The organism is Aeromonas sp. QDB03, from assembly GCF_027707985.1.
Lineage (GTDB): Bacteria > Pseudomonadota > Gammaproteobacteria > Enterobacterales > Aeromonadaceae > Aeromonas > Aeromonas hydrophila.
Window position 1 is genome coordinate 1 of record NZ_JAPCJG010000010.1, and the last position, 19,904, is coordinate 19,904.

Genomic DNA, 19,904 nt, shown 5'->3' on the forward strand with positions numbered 1-19,904 from the left:
GCGGTAGTTCAGTCGGTTAGAATACCGGCCTGTCACGCCGGGGGTCGCGGGTTCGAGTCCCGTCCGCTCCGCCACTAATTTGAAAGGCCTTCCCAGATGGGAAGGCCTTTTTGCTATCTGGTTTTGGCGAATAAAATAAGGAAGCAAAGGGCAACAGACAGGGCTGCGACTTGCCACAGGCAACTCGGTCCCTGTCTGTTGTCCTTTGTGCTTGAGCCGGACTCTGTCCGTTTCCCCGTCCGCTCCGCCAATACTTAAGAAGCCCAGTAGAAAGACTGGGCTTCTTTTCGTTCGATTCCCTCTGTGTTACCCCTTCTCCCTCTTTTATATCCCGCAGATTTATCACGCTATGGGTGTTGTGCCTCAAGGCTTTCCATCGGGGATGGGGTTCGGCATACAATGCCCCTTTGGTGTCAGATGGGAGTCCCCTATGTTTTGTCCGCGTTGTGGTTCCGGATCGCTGCAACAGCGCAGCGAGAAAGAGTTTGCCTGTGGCTGTGGTTTTCACTATTTCCAGAATGTGGCGTCGGCCGTGATGGTGGCGCTGTGCTGGCAGGACGAGCTGCTGGTCGCGGTGCGGGCCCGGGATCCCGGCCGGGGCTTGCTGGATCTGCCGGGCGGCTTCGTCGATCCAGGCGAATCGCTGGAGGAAGCCTTGATGAGGGAGCTCAAGGAGGAACTGGGGCTGGATCTGACGGGGGAGACGCCGCGCTACCTGGGCTCCTATGCCAACGTCTATCCCTATGACGAGGTGACCTATCACACCTGCGACACCGTCTTTCTGCTGGAGTTGGCAGACAAGCCTGCTGTGGTGGCGGCCGACGATGTGGCCGCCTGCGAGTGGCGCAAGCTGGCCGGCCTTGCCCCTGCCGAGTTTGCTTTCCGCTCTACCGGCGCCGCCATCAGTCAATTGCAGCGGCTGCGGGGCTAACCGATAGCAGTAATGACAGGGCGGAGCAGCTAGCCCGGCAGGTGGAGGGTGACGATCAGGCCGCCCTCTTCGCCGTTTCTGGCGTCGACCCGCCCGCCCTGGGCCTGGATTGCCTTGCGGGTGATGGCGAGCCCCAGTCCATAACCCTTGCCTGCTGCAGGGGAGCCGATCCGCACGAAGGGATCGAAGATGCTGGAGAGCTTGCTCTCATCCACTCCCACTCCTTGATCCGCCACCTCGATGACAAACTCTGCTCCCTGCCGTATCAGGGTCAGGCGGATGGTCTGTCCCGTCTGGGAGAAGCGCAGGGCATTGCGCAGCACGTTGTCGAGGGCCCGGCGGATCAGCTCCGCCTGTCCGCAGACCGTGTATTCCTGAGTCTCATCCACCCAGGTTTTGATCTCGACCCCCATGTGCTGCGCCTCGTAGCGGGCGTCGCTCACCACGGCGTCGATCAGCCCCTGCAGATCGTAATACTCCTCGCCGTCCCGTTCGCCATGGCCGGCGCGGGTGAGGGTCAGCAGTTCGCCGATCATCTTGTCCATGCGCTGGGTTTCGAGCTGGATCCGCGCGAGGGCTCCCTCGATCCTGGCCGGATCCTGCTGGGCCAGGCCGATGGCCAGCTGCAGCCTGGCAAGGGGGGAGCGCAGCTCGTGGGAGACGTCGTGCAGCAGTTGCTCGCGGCTCTCCACCAGCAGTTGCAGCCGCTCGGCCATGGCATCGAAGTCGCGGGCCGCATCGCTGATCTCGTCGTGGCGCCGCCGCATGGTGGGGGAGAGGCGCACTGCCAGATCCCCCTGGGAGAGGCGCTCGAATCCCTGCCGGAAGCGGTTCATGGGGCGGGTCAGGTGCCAGGCGAGCAGGGCGCTGAAGAAGAGGCCGCCAAGTCCGCCGATCCACCACATGGGCGGTGGCATGTTGAGCCAGTTGCGGCGGGGCTGGGGCGGTGCCAGCAACTGCTGCAGGCCGGCACTGTCGTAGTCGAGCCGGTAGTGCTGGCCATCGGCTCCCAGCAGGATACGGCCGCTCTGCGTTGTGGATGGCTTTGCTGCGACCGGTTCAAGCTGCAGCAGCCTTCGCTCCCGGGCCGGCCAGCTGGCCTGCAGGGCCGCAACCGCAGCCGGTCCCTGCTGCTGCAACAAACTGGCGGCGGCTGCCAGCTGACGTTCGGCCAGCTGGTTGGCCATCCGCTGCTCCGGCGGCCCTTCGTGGCGAGAGAGGCTGAAGGCCACCCACAGCAGCTGGCTCATCATGATGATGGTGAACCAGAAGCCGAACAGGATCTTCCAGAACAGGCGCCCCTTGAGGATCATGCCAGCCGGTATCCTATGCTGCGCACCGTCTCGATGCCGACGGCTTCGCCCGCCAGGGCCTGCAGCTTCTGGCGGATATTGCAGATGTGCACGTCGACGCTGCGATCATAGGGCTCGCGCGGGCGGCCGAGCCCGTGCAGGGAGAGCTCATCCTTGCTGACTACCCGCTCTGGGGATCGCAGCAGCAGTTCCAGCAGGTTGAACTCGGTGGCGGTCAACTCCAGCGGCTGCGCCTGCCAGCGACACTGACGGCTGGCGGGGGAGAGCACCAGCTCGCCAAGGCGCAGGCCCTGCTCTTTGCCCGGATGGACGGGGGCAGGCTCGACCCGGCGCAGCACGGCCCTCAGCCTGGCCACCAGTTCCCGCGGGTAGCAGGGCTTGGGCACATAGTCATCGGCCCCCATCTCCAGCCCGATCACCCGATCGATGTTGTCCCCCTTGGCGGTGAGCATGATGACGGGGATCCGGCTGTCGCGGCGGATCTGGCGCAGCACCTCGCTGCCATTCAGATCGGGCAGCATGATGTCGAGCACCACGGCGGCATAGTTGCCGGAGAGGGCGTGCTGCACGCCGCTCTTGCCGGTCAGCACATGGGTGGTGGCAAAGCCTTCGCCGCCCAGGTATTCGCTCAGCATGGTGCCAAGTTCCAGATCATCGTCCACCAGCAGGATCTTCATCGCTCTTCTCCGTCTCGGGTTGGCGCCATTTTCCCGTGTCCGTCTCCGCCTGACAGCTGCTTTTACGCAATCCTTACACTGCCCTGCAAGAGGCTTAACCGGACATTGGAGTAGATTGCCCGGGTCTGTTTCACCCTTTGTTTCAGCCAAGGATATCCGCGATGGCCCGTGTCCGTCTCCTCGTTGTTCGCCTGCTGCTGCCCGCCCTGGTGCTGGTCGGTGCCGGCTGGCTGCTGCTGCCTTCCACTGCGGCACCAACCACCTCTTATATCACCACACCGGTCGAGCGGCGGGATCTGGAGCAGAGCGTGCTGGCCGACGGCACCCTGCAGGCCCAGAAGCTGGTGAGCGTGGGGGCGCAGGTGTCGGGGCAGATCAAGGCGCTGCACGTGGCGCTGGGGGATGAGGTGAAGCAGGGCGATCTGCTGGTCGAGATCGACGATCTCACCCAGCAGAACGCCCTCAAGGATGCCGAAGCCGCCCTCGACAACGTGCAGGCCCAGCTGGCCTCGCGCAGGGCAACTCTGCGCAACAACCAGCTGGCCTTCGAGCGCCAGCGCAAGGTGCTGGCCCGGGGATTGGGCAGTCAGGCCGACTACGACAGCGCGGAGGCGACCCTGACGGCGACCCGCGCCGACATCCGGGCGCTGACGGCACAGGCGGTGCAGGCCCGCATCGCGGTGGACACCGCCAGAGTGAATCTGGGTTATACCCGCATCGTCTCCCCCATGGCGGGCACCATAGTGGCGATCCCGGTGGAGCAGGGGCAGACGGTCAACGCGGTGCAGAGCACCCCGACCATGGTCAAGGTGGCGCGACTCGACACCATGACGGTGGAGGCGCAGATCTCGGAGGCGGACGTGATCAAGGTGAAGGCCGGCCTGCCCAGCTATTTCACCGTGCTGGGGGCGCCCGAGCAGCGCTACCAGGCCCGTCTGCGCGCCATAGAGCCCGCCCCCGACACCATCAACGACGACACGACCAGCAGCAGTTCGACCAGCACGGCCGTCTACTACCACGGTCTGTTTGAGGTGGAGAACCCTGAAGGGGCCCTGCGTATCGGCATGACGGCCCAGGTGCACATAGTGCTGGCGACCGAGCGCAACGCCCTGGTGATCCCGGCCATCGCCCTGAGCGAGGGGCGGGTGCAGGTGGTGGATGAGGCCGGCCGCCCACAATGGCGGCCGGTGAAGGTAGGCCTCAACAACAAGGTGGATGCCCAGATCCTAGCGGGGTTGACCGCCGGGGAGGCCGTGGTGGTGAGTCAGTTGACGGCTCAGAACCAGCAGAGCGGGCGAATGGGCCCGCCGATGGGGATGTGATCATGAGGGAACCATTGCTGCAACTGAGCGGGATCCGCCGCCATTTTGGTGACGGGGAGCGGCGCGTCGAGGTGCTCAAGGGGATCGATCTGATCATAGCGCGGGGCGAGATGGTGGCCATCGTCGGCGCCTCCGGCTCCGGCAAATCGACCCTGCTCAATATTCTGGGCTGCCTCGATCAGTCGAGCGAGGGTAGCTATCGGGTGGCCGGGCGGGAGACGGGCCGGCTGACGGCCGATGCGCTGGCGACCCTGCGCCGCGAGCACTTCGGCTTCATCTTTCAGCGCTACCACCTGCTGGGGGATCTCAGTGCCCGCGACAACGTGGCGCTGCCCGCCCTCTATGCCGGGTTGGCCGGCAACGCGCGCAAGGCGAGGGCCGAGAGCCTGCTGCAGCGGCTCGGGCTCGGCAGCCGGCTCGACTACAAGCCGAGCCAGCTCTCCGGCGGCCAGCAGCAGCGGGTCAGCATTGCCCGCGCCCTCATCAACGGCGGTCAGGTGATCCTGGCGGACGAACCGACCGGTGCCCTCGACAGCCAGAGCGGGGCCGAGGTACTCGGCATCCTGGGCGCACTCCATCGACAGGGCCACACGCTGGTGTTGGTGACCCACGACATGGCGATCGCCGAACAGGCCGAGCGGATCATCGAGCTCAAAGACGGGGCGGTGGTAGCCGACCGTCGTCGCGAGCCGACACCACCGTCCCCTGCGCCAACCACTCCCCGTACCGACACCGAGGGACGCGGCGCTCTGGCCGGGCGGTTCGGCGCCGCCTTCAAGATGGCGCTGCTGGCCATGCGGGCCCAGCGCATGCGCACCTTCCTCACCATGCTCGGCATCATCATCGGCATCGCCGCCGTGGTGTCGGTGGTGGCGCTGGGGCGAGGCTCCCAGCAGCAGGTGCTGGCCAATATCAATGCCATGGGCACCAGCACCCTGGAGATCTTCCCCGGCAGCGGCTTCGGCGATCGGCGGGCCGAGGCGGTCCAGACCCTCAGGGTGGAGGATGCCGAGGCCCTCGCCGGGCTCGGCTATGTGCACAGCGTCACCCCCAGTCTGGCCACCAGCGTCACCCTGCGCCGGGGTAGCCAGGCGGTCCTGGGTTCGGTGAACGGGGTGGGGGAGCAGTTCTTCCAGGTGCGTGGCTACCGACTGCTGCAGGGCATGCTGTTCGATGCCGCCAGCGTGACCGCTCTGGCGCAGGAGGTGGTGATCGACGAGAACAGCCAGGCGCGCCTGTTTGCCGCGGGGGAGTCACCGCTCGGTCAGGTGATCCTGCTGGGGAGCCTGCCGTGCCGGGTGATCGGGGTGGTGGCCCGCAACCAGAGCGGCTTTGGCAGCGACGAGAACCTCAACGTCTGGATCCCCCATACCACGGCCATGACGCGGATGCTGGGCCAGAGCCACCTGCGCAGCATCAGCGTGCGGGTGCAGGACGAGGTGGCGCTGGCCGCCGCCGAGGATGGCATCAGCCGCTTGCTGCGTGAACGGCACGGCGCTCAGGATTTCTTCGTGCTCAACACCGACAGCATCCGTCAGGCGATCACCAGCACCAATGCCACCCTGACCCTGCTGATCGCCATGATTGCGCTCATCTCCCTGGTGGTGGGCGGCATCGGGGTGATGAACATCATGCTGGTGTCGGTGAGCGAGCGCACCCGCGAGATCGGCGTGCGGATGGCGGTGGGTGCCAGAACCGGCGACATACTGCAGCAGTTCTTGATCGAGGCGGTGCTGGTCTGCCTGCTGGGCGGGGCGGCCGGGGTGCTGCTCTCCCTGCTGGTCGGCGTCTTGTTCGAGCACTTCAGCAGCCAGTTCACCCTGAGCTACTCCCTGGACGCCGTGCTGATGGCCTTCTTCTGCTCGAGCCTCATCGGCGTGCTGTTTGGCTTCTTTCCGGCGCGGCGGGCGGCGCGGATGGACCCCATCCACGCACTGGAGCGGGAGTAGGCACCCTCTTCGGCGCCCGCTGCGCCACCCCATTCGCCGGCGTTGCCGAGGGCTCATCCCGCCTCGGGGGCCTGGCGAGTTGGCCGGACGGCACCCTGTGCCAGTCCGGCAGCCTGAACCGTGTCATCGACGTGACACAGCCTGCTCTGCGCGGGTTTTCAACCGGGCCCCTGGCCCGGTTCTTTTTCTCATGCGAAAAAAAGGCGCCACCCGAGGGGGACGCCTGAAAGGTCAAACCTTGCGGTTTGCGGACCAACGGAACCAAGATTTCACACACATCACACTCTCAGCACTTCTGGCAGGCTCAGCCCTGCCACTTGCCTCCTTCCACTATCACATCGTTGGGATCGGTATCGGCGCTCAGTTTGTCGCGCACATACTGGTCGTAGAGTTTCAGCAGGTACTTCTCTTCCCCCAGCTTGGCGAGACGGTCGTTGACCCAGTCACGCAGCTCGATATTGCCCTTCTTCACCGCCGGGGCGATGGGGTCTTCCGAGCCCAGCTTCTCGGGCAGCACCCGATAGCCCGGGTTCTCCTTGGCCCAGCTGAACAGCACCAGGTTGTCCTGGGCATAGGCGTCGCCACGGCCCTGGGCCAGTGCCTGCAGGGATTCGGTGTTCTTCTCGAACTTGAGCACCTTCCAGTCCGGGTGGTTGCGGGTCAGCCAGATGTCGGCCGTGGTGCCGGTGGTGACGATCAGGGTCTTGCTGGCCAGATCATCCAGTTTCTTGGCCGGGCTCCCTTGTGGCACCAGCACCTGTACCGCCACTCGCAGGTTCGGGTTGGTGAAGTCCACCACCTGCCGCCGCTCCGGGGTCACCGTCATGTTGGCGAGGATGAGATCCACCTTGTCGCTCTGCAGGAAGGGGATGCGGCTGGCGGGCTCCACCGCCACGAACTCGACCTTGTTCTCGTCCCCCAGCAGATCCTTGGCGAAACGGCGACCGAGGTCGGTGTCAAAGCCGACGTAGTTGCCCTTCTCGTCCACATAGCCGAAGGGGGGCTTGTCGGTGAAGACGCCGACGATGAGCTTGTCGCGGGCCTTGATCTTGTCGAGGGAACCGTCCGCCGCATGGACGGCGCCGCTGGCGAGACCCAGTCCCAACAAGGCACTGAACAGAACCGAGGTAATTTTTTTCATGCTGACTCCTTTCGTTTGATGACAGTTGTATAAGAAAACTTGGCGAGGAACTGGCGGGCACGCTGGCTGCGCGGGTTCTCGAAAAATTGATGGGGCGCGGCCTGCTCCAGGATGTGGCCGCCGTCCATGAAGACGATGCGATCCGCCACCGCCTGGGCGAACGCCAGCTCGTGGGTGACGATGAGCAGGGTCATGCCGCTGCCGGCGAGATCGCGGATCACCTCCAGCACTTCCTGCACCATCTCGGGATCCAGCGCAGCGGTCACCTCGTCAAACAGCATCACCTGCGGGTTCATGCACAGCGCCCGCACGATGGCGATGCGCTGCTGCTGGCCGCCGGAGAGCTGGCGCGGATAGTCGTGGCGCCGCTCCCACAGGCCGATGCGGGTCAGCAGTTGTTCCGCCTGCAGCAGGGCCTCCTGCCGCTCCCGCTTCTGCACCTGCAGAGGGCCGAGCAGCACGTTCTCCAGCACCGTCAGGTTGGGGAACAGGTGATAGCTCTGGAACACCATGCCGATGCGCTGGCGTACCCGCTGCCAGTCGGTGCTGGCATCCAGCCTGTCTCCATCGAAGCGAATGTCGCCCCCCTGAATGGGTTCGAGCCCGTTGAGGGTGCGCAGCAGGGTGCTCTTGCCGCAGCCGCTCGGCCCCAGGATGACGATCACTTCTCCGGCGTTCACCGTGAGGCTGACCTCGTCCAGTACCCGGTTTTGGCCGAATTGTTTGCTGACAGCATTGAGCTCAAGCAGAGGTGTCATACCGCATTACCCCATTGTTGCTCCAGCCGGCGCGAGGCGAGCGAGAGCGGATAGCAGACCAGAAAAAAGAACAGGAACAGCAGACCGTAGATAAGCAGCGAGCCATAGGTGCGCTCGATGATCTGCTGGCCCACCTTGATCACCTCCACCACCCCGATCAGCACCGCCAGCGAGCTGGTCTTGATGATGCGGGTGTAGATGTTGATGGTCGGCGGCGTCAGCCGTTGCAGCGCCTGGGGCAGCAGCACGCGGCGATAGAGCTGCCAGCGGGAGAGCCCGAGCGCCAGGCCGGCCTCCTGCTGGCCGCGGGCGAGGGATCCCAGGCCGCCGCGCACCACTTCCCCCACCTCGCTGGCTCCCCACAGGGCCAGCACCAGCACGGCGCACCAGAAGGCCGGGATGTCTACGCCAAAGAAGATCGGCAGCCCGAAGAAGAAGAGGTAGAGCCAGACCAGCACGGGCACCACCCGAAACAGCTCCAGATAGACTCGCAACACTCCCCGCGTCAGCCTTCCCCCCTGCTGGGCCAGCACGCCGTAACCGACCCCCCCCAGGGTGGCGAACAGGATGGCGAGCAGCGAGATGGTGAGGGTCTGACCCGCGCCCACCGCCAGCAGCGGCAGCGCCTGCGTCAGCTGCTCAGTGACTGGACTGGCCATAGCGATCCCTCCTTTCTGGTGCATGGGTGGCGAACGGTGGCAGCAGGAAGGTAAGTGCCCACATCGGGATCCTCGACTGCATCAGCGATTCAATGACCGAACTGACCATGTTGCAGCCTCCTTTCAACGACGCGCAGGGTGAGGGACAGCGGCAGAAAGATCAGCACGCACATCAAGGTCAGCACCGCCAGCATCTCGTAGGTCTTGTAGTAGAGGGCTATGTAGTTCTTGGTGGTGTAGAGCAGCTCCGGCACCGCCACCGCCGAGGCCACCGTGGTCTCTTTGAGCAGGAAGATGAAGTTGGCAAACAGCGCCGGCAGGCTGGCAAGCCAGGCCTGGGGCAGCTGCACGTGGCGCAGCAATTGCCAGCGGGAGAGACCGATGGCTCGCCCCGCCTCCAGCTGGCTGGGGGGGACCGCCTGAATGCCCGCCCGCAGCGCCTCGGTCAGGTAGCCGCCGCCGAGGAAGGTCATGGCGATCACCGCCGTAGCAAAGCCCGACAGCGAGATGCCGAGCGCCGGCAGCCCGAAGTAGAGAAAGAACAGCTGGATCAAGAGCGGCGTGTTGCGGGCCAGCTCCACATAGGCGCGGATAACTCCGTTCAGCCAGGGCTTGTGCAGGCTTTGCAGCGTCACATTGAGCAGCGCCACGGCGAGCGAGGTGAGGATCACGATGGCGCCGAGCTGCAAGGTGACCCAGACCGATTGGCCGAACGCCGGCAGGGTGGTGAGAACAAAAGACCAGTCGAAGCTCATGCCGGGATCCTCCCGTCGCGGCGCAGCCGCTGGGGCACGACCGTGATGGCGTCCGGGTACTTGATGCCGGCACCGGTGTTGAGCACCACCACCCGCTCGCCCCCCTGGATCCAGCCCGCTTCGCGCAGCTGACGGGCGGCGGCGAAGGCAGCCGCCCCTTCCGGGCAGACGAAGCAGCCCTCCTGGGAGGCGAGTTGACGCAGCTCGCGCTGGATGGCGCCGTCTTCCACCGCGATGGCGCAGCCCTCGGTGCGATAGAGGGCATCCAGCACCAGAAAATCCCCCAGCGCCTTGGGTACGTTGATGCCGAACGCCAGGGTCTGGGAGTCGGGCCAGAAGCGCGACTCGCGCTCCCCCTGCTGCCAGGCCTGGACGATGGGGGCGCAGCCGCTCGCCTGCACCGCCACCAGGCGCGGCAGCGGCCCCTGCACCCAGCCCAGCTCCTGCAACTCCCGCAGCGCCTTGTAGATGCCGATGAGGCCGACTCCGCCGCCGGTGGGGTAGAGGATGACGTCCGGCAGAGTCCAGCCGAGCTGCTCGGCGATTTCAAACCCCATGGTCTTCTTGCCCTCGATGCGATAGGGCTCCTTGAGGGTGGAGGCATCAAACAGCCCCTGCTGCGCCACCGCCTCGGCCACCTGGCGACCGGCGTCGCTGATGAGGCCGTCCACCAGATAGAGGCGGGCACCGGCCAGGGCGCTCTCCAGCCGGGTGATGGCGGGGGCCGCCTGCGGCTGGACTATGGTGCTGCGCAAGCCGGCGCGGGCACCGTAGAGTGCCCAGGCCGCGCCGGCGTTGCCGTTGGTGGGCATGGCGAAGTGGGTAACGCCGAGTTCGCGGGCGCGGGAGACGCCGACCGCGGCACCGCGGGCCTTGAAGGAGCCGGTGGGGGTGAGGCTCTCATCCTTCATCCAGAGATCCGGGATGCCGACCTGCTGGCCGAGGCGCGGCAGCGGCAACAGCGGGGTGAAGCCTTCCCCCAGGGTGACCACCTGGGCGGGGTCGCGCACCGGCAGCAGCTCGTGGTAGCGCCACAGGCTGGCGGGGCGTCCCAGCAGGGCGGCCGGATGCCAGGCCTGCTTCAGGGCCTCGAGGTCGTAGCTGGCCAGCAAGGGGGCGCCGACCGGGCTAAGCTGCTGGGGCTGATCGGCATCCACAATCTCGCCGGTCTTGCTGCAACGCAGATGTGATAGGTAGCTGTACGGCATGCTTTATCCTGAATGAGTCGAGATGGTCAGTCGCTTATTCCATCCTGTGACCCAAGTGCCGGATAACAAACAAAATAAACTGGCAAACCTAAGCGAAAAAATTCATATGACTCCGATTGGTCAGGGTTGTGGCGGCTTCCCGCTCATGTCGCCTGGTCACCCGCTGGGGGGTTGGGCCGTCCGGCACTCTTTGCTAACCTGCCCGCTTCACCCGAAATCGCAGGGAGCCGCATCGATGCGAGCCATTGTCAGCCTGCTGGCCCTGTCACTGCTGTGTGCATGCAGTGGCCAGTCAACCAAAGAGGATGCCATGTCAGGGAAAGCGCGCCTTCACTACCCCGTCACCCGTCAGGGTGAGCAGGTGGATCACTACTTCGGCCAGGCCGTGGCCGACCCCTATCGCTGGCTGGAGGATGATCGCAGCCCCGAGACCGAGGCCTGGGTCAAGGCCCAGAACGCCGTGACCCGGGACTACCTGGCACAGATCCCGTATCGCGCCGCCATCAAGGAGAAGCTCGCCTCTTCCTGGAACTACGCCAAGGAGGGGGCGCCGTTTCGCGAGGGGCGCTACCACTACTTCTTCAAGAACGACGGCCTGCAGAACCAGAACGTGCTGTGGCGCCAGCTGGAGGGCAAGCCGGCCGAGGTGTTCCTCGATCCCAATACCCTTAGCCCCGACGGCACCACGGCGCTGGATCAGCTGAGTTTCTCCCGCGATGGCCGCATCCTGGCCTACTCCTTGTCGCTGGCCGGCAGCGACTGGCGCGAGATCCACCTGATGGACGTACAGAGCAAGCAGCCGCTGGAGGCGCCCCTCAAGGACGTGAAGTTCAGCGGCATCAGCTGGCTCGGCAACGAGGGCTTCTTCTACTCGAGCTACGACAAGCCGGATGGCAGCGAGCTGTCGGCCAAGACCGATCAGCACAAGGTCTATTTCCACCGGCTCGGCACGGCGCAGGAGGATGACCGGCTGGTGTTCGGCGCCATCCCGGCCCAGCACCACCGCTACGTGGGGGCGACCGTCACCGAAGATGACCGCTTCCTGCTCATCTCGGCGGCGAACTCCACCTCCGGCAACCGCCTCTATGTCAAGGATCTGAGCCAGGAGAACGCGCCGCTGCTGACGGTGCAGGGGGATCTGGAGGCGGATGTGAGCCTGGTGGACAACCAGGGCAGCACCCTTTACCTGCTGACCAACCGGGACGCCCCCAACCGCCGGCTGGTGACGGTGGATGTCGCCAACCCGGGGCCGGCCCGCTGGCGGGATCTCATCCCCGAGCGCCAGCAGGTGCTGACGGTGCACAGCGGCAGCGGCTATCTGTTCGCCGAGTACATGGTGGATGCCACCGCCCGGGTCGAGCAGTTCGACTATGAGGGCAAGCGGGTGCGCGAGGTGGCGCTGCCCGGCCTTGGCAGCGTCAGCGGCTTCAACGGCAAGCACGATGATCCCGCCCTCTACTTCGGCTTCGAGAACTATGCCCAGCCGCCCACTCTCTACCGGTTCGAGCCCAAGAGCGGCGCCATCAGCCTCTATCGCGCCTCGGCGGCGCCGTTCAAGCCAGAGGATTATGTTTCCGAGCAGCGCTTCTACCAGAGCAAGGACGGCACCCGGGTGCCGCTCATCATCAGCTACCGCAAGGGGCTGAAACTCGATGGCAGCAACCCGACCATCCTCTACGGCTATGGCGGTTTCGATGTGAGCCTGACCCCGAGCTTCAGCGTGTCGGTGGCCAACTGGCTGGATCTGGGGGGCGTCTATGCGGTGGCCAACCTGCGCGGGGGCGGCGAGTACGGCCAGGCCTGGCACCTGGCAGGCACCAGGATGAACAAGCAGAACGTGTTCGACGACTTCATCGCGGCGGCCGAGTACCTCAAGGCCGAGGGCTACACCCGCACCGATCGGCTGGCGATCCGCGGTGGCTCCAACGGCGGTCTGCTGGTGGGGGCTGTGATGACCCAGCGGCCGGATCTGATGCGGGTCGCCCTGCCGGCGGTGGGGGTGCTCGACATGTTGCGCTACCACAGCTTCACCGCCGGGGCAGGCTGGGCCTATGACTACGGCACCAGCGCCGACAGCGAGGCGATGTTCGACTACCTGAAGGGCTACTCGCCGCTGCACAACGTTCGGGCCGGGGTCAGCTACCCCTCGACCCTGGTGACCACGGCGGATCACGACGATCGGGTGGTGCCGGCCCACTCCTTCAAGTTTGCCGCCACCCTGCAGGCCGACAATGCCGGCCCCCATCCCCAGCTCATCCGCATCGAGACCAATGCCGGGCACGGGGCGGGCACGCCGGTGGCGAAGCTTATCGAGCAGAGTGCGGACATCTATGCCTTCACCCTGTACGAGATGGGCTATCAGCAGTTGCCGCGTCAGCCTTGATCCGGGCGAGACGGGCGCCAGCCATCCACTATCATCAGGGCCCTGCGGGGCCCTTTTCATTGCCGCGCGTTGGCAGGGCTGCGCTGGCAGCACTCGCTGCGACCATCCCTGTCTCGCCGCTGGCCCGTTTTGGCAGACGGGCCCCATCTGTCATCCCCCCGGTGGTATAGTCAGCAACAAGATCCGCATTCAAGGAGTCCATCGTGAAGAAGATCATCTACATCCTGCTGGGGTTGGCGCTGGCGGCCGTGGTGGCCATCGCCGCCCTGGTGTCCCTCATCGATCCCAATCAATTCAAGCCCCAGCTGGTGGAACAGGTACGCAAGAGCACCGGCCGCGAGCTGGTGATGGAGGGGGCGATCGGCTGGCGTTTCTGGCCAAGCCTCGGCCTCTCCCTCGAGCAGGTGGCGCTGCGCAACCCCGCCGGCTTTGCCGAGCCCGATCTGGTGCGCTTCACGCGCGGGGAGGCCTCGGTGGGCCTGCTGCCGCTGCTCTCCCACAAGCTTGAGATCGGCAAGGTGACCCTGAGCGGCGCCCATCTGTTTATCCAGACCAAGGCTGACGGCAGCTCCAACCTGAGCGATCTGCTCAAGGCCTCCGCCGAGCCCAAGGGGGAGGCGACGACCTCCGCAACGACGCCCCCGCCCGCCAATGACAAGCAGCCCTGGCAGATCAGCCTGCAAGGGGTGGAGCTGCAACAGGCCAGCGCCCTGCTGCAGGACGATCGCAACGGCACCGTCTCCCGCCTCGAACAGCTGGACCTGAACCTGGGCCAGCTGGCCGTGGATCAGTGGGTGCCGGTGACCCTGGCCGCCAAGGGGGCCCAGGGTGAGCTGGCGTTTGATCTCAAGGGGTCGGCCCAGCTCAAGCTGGCGTCCGATGCCAGCCGCAGTGAGTTGAAAGATGTCGCACTGGCGGGGAGCCTGAGCGAACCGACCCAGCGGCTGGATGCCTTCTCCCTCAAGGCCGACCGGCTGGCACTGGGACAGTGGAGCAGCCTCACCCTCAGTCTGCAGGGGGCACAGGGGGCGGCGGACAAGCCGGCCCTGGCCGGTACGCTGGAGGGAACCCTCAAGGCGCGGCTCGATGACAACCGGCAACTGCTGGAGATATCGGATGCCGTGCTGGCCGCCAAGCTGAGCGGCGATGCCCTGCCGCGCCCGCAGATGCAGGTGAAGCTGGCGGGCTTTGCCCGCGCCGAGCTGGGCAAACAGGCCGTCACCCTCAGCAACCTGGTGATGGGGGTGGATGAGGCCCTGCTGAGCGGCAACGGCAGCGTGCAGCTGGGTGCCGTGCCCAAGGTGGGGTTCGACCTCAAGGGAGAGAAGCTGGATCTCGACAGTTGGCTCGGTCAGCCGGCCAAGGCTGCCCCTGTGGCCGCCACCTCGGGCGCCGCAGCGCCGGCCGGAGCACAGGCGCAGACCGCTGCGCCCGCCGCCAAGGCGCTCTCCACGGCTGAACCGGATCTTACCGCCCTCAAGTCGGTGGACCTGGCGGGCCGGCTGCAACTGGGCAGCTTGCGATTGAAGGGGCTGGATCTGAGCGCCGTCGATCTGCAACTGGCCCTGGCCGGTGGCCAGCTCACCCTCAAGCAGTTCAGCGCTGGGGTGGCCGGTGGTCAGGTGACCGCCAGCGGCGTGCTCGATGCCCGTCAGCAGCCGGCCCGCTATCAGGTGCACAAGCGGGTGCAGGGGGTCGATGTGCGGCCACTGCTGCAGACCCTGGCCCAGACCGACCTGCTGGAAGGCAAGGGGGATCTGGAGGTCGAGGCGCAGGGCTCAGGACTCTCCGAGCAGGCGCTGCGCAGCCGGATGCAGGGCAAGGTGAGCCTCAGGCTGAGCGACGGTGCCCTGCACGGCATCAACCTGGCGGAGATGATCCGCGAGGCGCGAGCCACCCTGACCGGCAAGGGGGCGGATCAGGTGAAGGAGGTGCGCAAGACCGATTTCAGCGCCCTCACCGCCAGCTTCCGGATTGCCGACGGGGTTGCCAGGAGCGACGACATCCAGCTGTTTGCTCCCGCCCTGCGGGTGAAGGGGCAGGGCCAGACCGCCCTGGTGCCGGAGACCCTCGACTTTTTGTTCCTCACCTCCGTGGTGGAGAGCAGCAAGGGGCAGGGGGGCAAGAGCGTGGACGAGCTCAAGGACATCACCATACCGGTGCGCATCGGCGGCCACTGGCAGGCGCCGAGCTACCGGCTCGACGTGAAGGAATTGCTCAGCAACAACAAGCTGCTGGAGGAGAAGGCTCGCAAGGAGGCCGAGCGCGGTCTCAAGAAGCTGCTGGGTGACAAGGCCGACAATGAAGGGGTGAAGGGGGTGGCCGATCAGCTGCTCAAGGGCTTGTTCAAATAGCCACAGCCTCTCGCTTTATCGCCATGCAGAGCCCGCCCCGTGCGGGCTCTGTGCATTTTTGGCTGCGCTTGGGCAAGGCATGGAAACTCGATGCTGCCGGCATCGGTAGCGAAAGAGAGGGGTGTTTGGGCCGGACAAAGATGGTATCACTGTAGTTTTACCAAGGAGTAGATGAATGAGTCGAAGTGAAATCGCAAGAGAGACATCCCATCCGGACTGGCCGCTGGCCTGGCAGATCTACGGCAGCAGCTTTCCCCGCTACGAGCAGCGCCAGCCGCAGCATCAAGAGCTCAAGATGGGAGACTCCCGCTTTCACTGTCAGCTCTTTTATCAGGGCGAGCAGCTGCTCGGCTTTATCTTCTGGTGGGACTGCGGTGAGCAGATCTATATCGAACACCTGGCCATCAACCCGGCCCTGCGCGGCCAGAACCACGGCTCACGCCTGCTTGCCGCCTTCTGTGAGACGGCGGGGCGCCCGGTCATCCTGGAGATAGACCCGCCAGAGGACGAGATTTCCCTTCGCCGGCTGCGCTTCTATCAGGGGCTGGGCTTTTGTCTGAGCGAGCATGACCATGTGCACCCGCCCTATCAGCCGGATTATCGAGGACATGCGCTGCGGGTGCTGAGCTATCCGGCCCCGCTCGATGAGCAGGGCTATAAGCGTTTCAACAAGGTGCTGGTGGAGACTGTGATGGATCACGGCCCGGTCTGATACGGCTGCCATCCATCTCGCAGTGCCACCATGCGCCACACGACCAGGAGGGTTCATGAACAAACGGGTGCTGATCACCGGCGGTGGCAGAGGCATTGGCGCCGCCACCGCCCGCCATCTGGCGGGGCAGGGTTATCATCTGTGCCTCAACTATCGCCATGACCAGGCCAGTGCCGAGGCGCTGGTGGCCGAGATCCTGGCCCATCATCCGGTCCGCTGCATCGCGGTGCAGGCCGATGTCGGGGTGGAGGCCGAGGTGGTGCGTCTGTTCGAGGAGATGGACGCGCGGCTTGGCCCCGTCACTCATCTGGTCAACAACGCCGGCAGGTTGCAGCCGCAGATGCGGGTGCTGGAGATGAGCGCCGAGCGCATCAACCAGACCCTGACCACCAATGTCACCAGCTGCTTTCTCTGCTGCCGCGAGGCGGTGCGCCGGATGAGGGCGGGGGGCGCCATCGTCAATGTCTCCTCGGCCGCCGCCCGGCTGGGTTCGGCGGGGGAGTACGTGGACTATGCCGCCGCCAAGGGGGCCGTCGACGTGCTGACCAGGGGGTTGTCGCTGGAGGTGGCGGCCCAGGGGATCCGGGTCAACGGGGTACGTCCGGGTTTTATCTACACCGACATGCATGCCGACGGCGGCGAGCCAGGTCGGGTCGACCGGGTGAAGGGGCAGATCCCGCTGCAACGGGGCGGTCAGCCGGCCGAGGTGGCTGCCGCCATCGCCTGGCTGCTGTCTGACGAGGCTTCCTACGTCACCGGCACCTTCATCGACGTGGCCGGCGGGCGCTGACCCCGACCCGATGATAGATACAACAAGGGGCGCCTCGGCGCCCCTGCTGTTTATTCCCCCAGCAGCTGTTGCCAGACTGCCAGCACATGGCCGCGCTCCGGCAGCAGCCTGTCGTCGCCCACCTTGCGGGAGACCTCGGAGAGGTTGAGGCGATGGCCGAGGTTGCGGATCTCCAGATAGGCATGCTTGAGCCCCTCCGCCTGCTCCAGGGTCAGCACCCCCGCCAGCACGCACTCATCGAAGATGCGCACGTTATCGGACCAGCGAGTGAGCGCCTCGGGTTCGCCGCAGGCATGGGCCAGCACCAGGTATTGAGCGATGAACTCGATGTCCACCATGCCGCCGGGGGACTGCTTGAGGTCGAACTCGCCGGCGCCCGCTTTGAGCAGGTGATCCCGCATCTTGTGGCGCATCTCGCGCACCTCGCGGGCCAGGGTCGGCAGCTCGCGCTCCTTGGCCAGCACGGCGCGGCGGATGCGGGCAAACTCGGCGATCACCGCCTCATCGCCATAAATCGGACGGGCCCGCACCAGTGCCTGATGCTCCCAGGTCCAGGCCTCGTTTTGCTGATACAGCTCGTAGGCCGACAGCGACGACACCAGCAGGCCGGAGTCGCCGGAGGGACGCAGCCGCATATCGATCTCGTAGAGAATGCCGGAGGGGGTGCGGGTGCTGAACAGGTGCAGGATCCGCTGGGCGAGACGCAGGTAGAACTGGCGGCTGTCGATGGGCTTGCGCCCGTCGGTGTAGCTGTTGGGGTCGCCGCCGTGCAGGAACACCAGATCCAGATCCGAGCCGTAGCCGAGCTCGATGCCGCCCAGCTTGCCGTAGGCCACTACCGCAAAGCCGCGCTGGCCGCTGGTTGCCACCTCGGGCGGCACCCCGTAGCGCTCGCTCATCTGGGCCCAGGCCTGATTGACAACCTCCTCGGTGATCGCCTCCGCCAGCCAGGTGAGGTGGTCGCTCACCTTCATCAGCGGCAGGGCGCCGGCGATGTCGGCCGCCACGATGCGCAGCAGCTGCACCTGTTTGAACTGACGCAGCGCCTCCATCTGCTGCTCCACGTCCTCTTCGGGGATGCGCAGCAGGAACTGGCGCAGCTGGGGCTTGTACTGATCGAGCGGGGTGGGGTGGTAGAGGTGCTGGGGATCGAGCAGCTCGTCCAGCAGGATGGGGTAGCGGGCCAGCTGCTCGCTCACCAGATGGCTGGCGTCACACAGCCGCACCAGCTGGCGCAGGGCGCCCGGGTTTTCCGCCAGCAGCTGCAGATAGGCGCTGCGGGTGAAGATGCGGGTCAGCAGCTCGCACACCCGCTCGAACAGGCGGGCGGGTTGCTCGCTGGCCACCACCAGTCGCAGCAGTTCCGGCATCAGCCAGTCCAGCGCGATGCGCCCCTGCGGGCCGACCTGACGGCGTTTGTACTCCTCCTTGAAGCGCAGCAGGGCGGTGCAGAGCGAGGCGGGCTCGGCCACCCCCTGCGCAGTCAGCAGTTGCTCCAGCTCGGCGGCGTCGAGCTCGGTGCGCCACAGATCGAGCCAGAGTTGCTCCAGATGGGCGGGGGCCTCCTTCTCTTCCCCCACCACGGCGGCGAACTCCTGATGGACGGCGGCCATCTCCTCGTCGAGATGAGCCATAAAGGCGTCCCAGTCGGCAAAACCCAGAGCAGCGATCAGCCGCTGGCGATCCCGCTCCTCGGTGGGCAGGGTCTGGGTCTGCTGATCGCCGATCTCCTGCAGAATGTTCTCGACCCGGCGCAGGAAGCGATAGGCCGTCAGCAGGCGCTCGCAATGGGCGGATTCGAGGGCGCCGCACTGGGCGATGGCGGCCAGCGCCTCCGGCAGATGGCGCACCCGCAGCGCCGGCTCACGCCCGCCGCGAATAAGCTGCAGCGCCTGGGCGATGAACTCCACCTCGCGAATGCCGCCGGCCCCCAGCTTGATGTTGCCCTCCAGCCCCTTGCGGCGCACCTCGGCGGCGATCATCGCCTTCATCTGGCGCAGACCGTCGATGACGCCGAAGTCGATATAGCGGCGAAACACGAAGGGGCGCAGCATCTCGGCCAGCCCGACCGCGTGCTCGCATTGGGGCCCCAGCACCCGCGCCTTGACCATGGCGTAGCGCTCCCAGTTGCGGCCGTGGTGCTGGTAGTAATCCTCCATGGCGGCAAACGAGATGGCGAGCGGCCCCGCGTCGCCAAAGGGGCGTAAGCGCATATCGACCCGAAACACCTGGCCGTCGACCGTGCTCTGGTGCAGGGCGTTGATGATGCGCTGGCCCAGCTTGATGAAGAATTGCTGGTTGGCGAGCTCGCGCCGCCCACCGACCGTGTAGCCGTTCTCGGGGAAGGTGAAGATAAGGTCGATGTCCGAGGAGAAGTTGAGCTCGCCGCCCCCCAGCTTGCCCATGCCGAGGATCAGCAGCGGTTGCGGGTTGCCGTTGCCATCCATCGGGGTGCCCAGCTCGCCGCACTGTTTGGCGTAGAGCCAGTCGCGGGCCGCGCAGATCAGCGCATCCGCCAGTCTGGTGAGATGGACAAAGCTCTCTTCTACCGCCGCGTGGCCCAGCAGCTCGCGCCAGGCGATCACCAGCATGCGGCTGCGACGGAACTGGCGCAGGATGCGCTTGAGCGCCTCCTCGTCGTCCACCTCGGCCAGCAGGGCGGTCAGATCGCTCTGGTAGGCGGGCCAGCGCTCGGCCTGCTCCAGATCTCCGGAGGCCAGCAGTTGCCCCAGCAACTCCGGCTGTTTGAAGAGGGAATCGGCGACAAAATCGGAGAGGCCGAGCAGGGTCAGCAGGGTCTGGCGCACCGACTCGGGCTGGTTGCCATAGTCGGGGGCCAGTTCAATCAGCCGTTGCCAGTGGCGCTGGGCCAGCTCCTGCAGCAGGGGGGAGAAGGCGGAGAAAGAGGGAGAGTGCTGGGCCACGGTTGCCGTCCTTGTGATTAACGAAACT

15 protein-coding genes are annotated in these 19,904 nt (G+C 65.8%); 7 read left to right on the forward strand and 8 right to left on the reverse strand.

Annotation, left to right across the window (positions count from 1 at the left end; translation table 11 throughout):
- Positions 1-430 precede the first annotated feature (430 nt).
- On the forward strand, positions 431-931 hold the full coding sequence (locus PG900_RS19025) for an NUDIX hydrolase (protein ID WP_270832040.1): 501 nt from the start codon (positions 431-433) through the stop codon (positions 929-931).
- Positions 932-960: 29 nt separating this feature from the next.
- Here the strand turns inward: PG900_RS19025 and PG900_RS19030 are convergent, their stop codons facing one another.
- Entirely contained in the window at positions 961-2,244 is a 1,284-nt protein-coding gene (locus PG900_RS19030; protein WP_270832043.1) for a HAMP domain-containing sensor histidine kinase, read from the reverse strand.
- Positions 2,241-2,921 carry a response regulator transcription factor gene (locus PG900_RS19035; RefSeq protein WP_270832045.1) on the reverse strand — a complete coding sequence of 227 codons (681 nt, stop codon included), beginning with the start codon at positions 2,919-2,921 and terminating at the stop codon, positions 2,241-2,243. The genes PG900_RS19030 and PG900_RS19035 overlap by 4 nt, the downstream gene beginning before the upstream one ends.
- A gap of 161 nt (positions 2,922-3,082) precedes the next feature.
- Here PG900_RS19035 and PG900_RS19040 point away from each other — a divergent pair, with 161 nt between their 5' ends.
- Together PG900_RS19040 and PG900_RS19045 are read left to right on the forward strand one after the other, a co-directional pair.
- Positions 3,083-4,243 carry an efflux RND transporter periplasmic adaptor subunit gene (locus tag PG900_RS19040; RefSeq protein WP_270832047.1) on the forward strand — a complete coding sequence of 387 codons (1,161 nt, stop codon included), beginning with the start codon at positions 3,083-3,085 and terminating at the stop codon, positions 4,241-4,243.
- A gap of 2 nt (positions 4,244-4,245) precedes the next feature.
- Positions 4,246-6,192: a MacB family efflux pump subunit gene (locus tag PG900_RS19045; RefSeq protein ID WP_442866159.1), complete on the forward strand. Its 1,947-nt coding sequence runs from the start codon at positions 4,246-4,248 to the stop codon at positions 6,190-6,192.
- Between the two features lie 304 nt (positions 6,193-6,496).
- Here PG900_RS19045 and PG900_RS19050 read toward each other — a convergent pair whose 3' ends face one another.
- The 5 genes from PG900_RS19050 to PG900_RS19070 form a co-directional block, all read right to left on the reverse strand.
- Positions 6,497-7,333, reverse strand: coding sequence for a transporter substrate-binding domain-containing protein (locus PG900_RS19050; protein ID WP_270832048.1), 837 nt, complete (start codon positions 7,331-7,333; stop codon positions 6,497-6,499).
- Positions 7,330-8,091 (reverse strand): amino acid ABC transporter ATP-binding protein, encoded by a 762-nt coding sequence (locus PG900_RS19055; protein WP_270832050.1) that lies wholly within the window; start codon positions 8,089-8,091, stop codon positions 7,330-7,332. Before PG900_RS19055 ends, PG900_RS19050 begins: the two co-directional genes overlap by 4 nt.
- On the reverse strand, positions 8,088-8,750 hold the full coding sequence (locus tag PG900_RS19060) for an amino acid ABC transporter permease (RefSeq protein ID WP_257689856.1): 663 nt from the start codon (positions 8,748-8,750) through the stop codon (positions 8,088-8,090). Before PG900_RS19060 ends, PG900_RS19055 begins: the two co-directional genes overlap by 4 nt.
- Before the next feature lie 89 nt (positions 8,751-8,839).
- The gene (locus tag PG900_RS19065; RefSeq protein ID WP_270832052.1) at positions 8,840-9,505 is read right to left on the reverse strand and encodes an amino acid ABC transporter permease; all 666 of its coding nucleotides are present in this window, start codon (positions 9,503-9,505) and stop codon (positions 8,840-8,842) included.
- Complete coding sequence (locus PG900_RS19070; RefSeq protein ID WP_270832053.1) at positions 9,502-10,713, reverse strand: threonine synthase; 1,212 nt, start codon at positions 10,711-10,713, stop codon at positions 9,502-9,504. Before PG900_RS19070 ends, PG900_RS19065 begins: the two co-directional genes overlap by 4 nt.
- Positions 10,714-10,948: 235 nt before the next feature.
- On the opposite strand from PG900_RS19070, the gene PG900_RS19075 reads away from it, so the two are divergent.
- The 4 genes from PG900_RS19075 (at position 10,949) to PG900_RS19090 (ending at position 16,952) form a co-directional block, all read left to right on the forward strand.
- Complete coding sequence (locus PG900_RS19075; RefSeq protein WP_270832054.1) at positions 10,949-13,096, forward strand: prolyl oligopeptidase family serine peptidase; 2,148 nt, start codon at positions 10,949-10,951, stop codon at positions 13,094-13,096.
- 203 nt (positions 13,097-13,299) lie between these two features.
- Positions 13,300-15,450 carry an AsmA family protein gene (locus tag PG900_RS19080; RefSeq protein ID WP_270832055.1) on the forward strand — a complete coding sequence of 717 codons (2,151 nt, stop codon included), beginning with the start codon at positions 13,300-13,302 and terminating at the stop codon, positions 15,448-15,450.
- Between the two features lie 175 nt (positions 15,451-15,625).
- A complete protein-coding gene (locus PG900_RS19085) occupies positions 15,626-16,162 on the forward strand; it encodes a GNAT family N-acetyltransferase (RefSeq protein ID WP_270832057.1) in 537 nt (178 codons plus the stop codon).
- A 55-nt stretch (positions 16,163-16,217) separates the two neighbouring features.
- Complete coding sequence (locus PG900_RS19090) at positions 16,218-16,952, forward strand: SDR family oxidoreductase (RefSeq protein WP_270832058.1); 735 nt, start codon at positions 16,218-16,220, stop codon at positions 16,950-16,952.
- Positions 16,953-17,002: 50 nt separating this feature from the next.
- Here the strand turns inward: PG900_RS19090 and glnE are convergent, their stop codons facing one another.
- Positions 17,003-19,876, reverse strand: a complete 2,874-nt coding sequence (glnE, locus tag PG900_RS19095; protein ID WP_270832060.1) for a bifunctional [glutamate--ammonia ligase]-adenylyl-L-tyrosine phosphorylase/[glutamate--ammonia-ligase] adenylyltransferase — start codon at positions 19,874-19,876, stop codon at positions 17,003-17,005.
- Between the last annotated feature and the right edge of the window lie 28 nt (positions 19,877-19,904).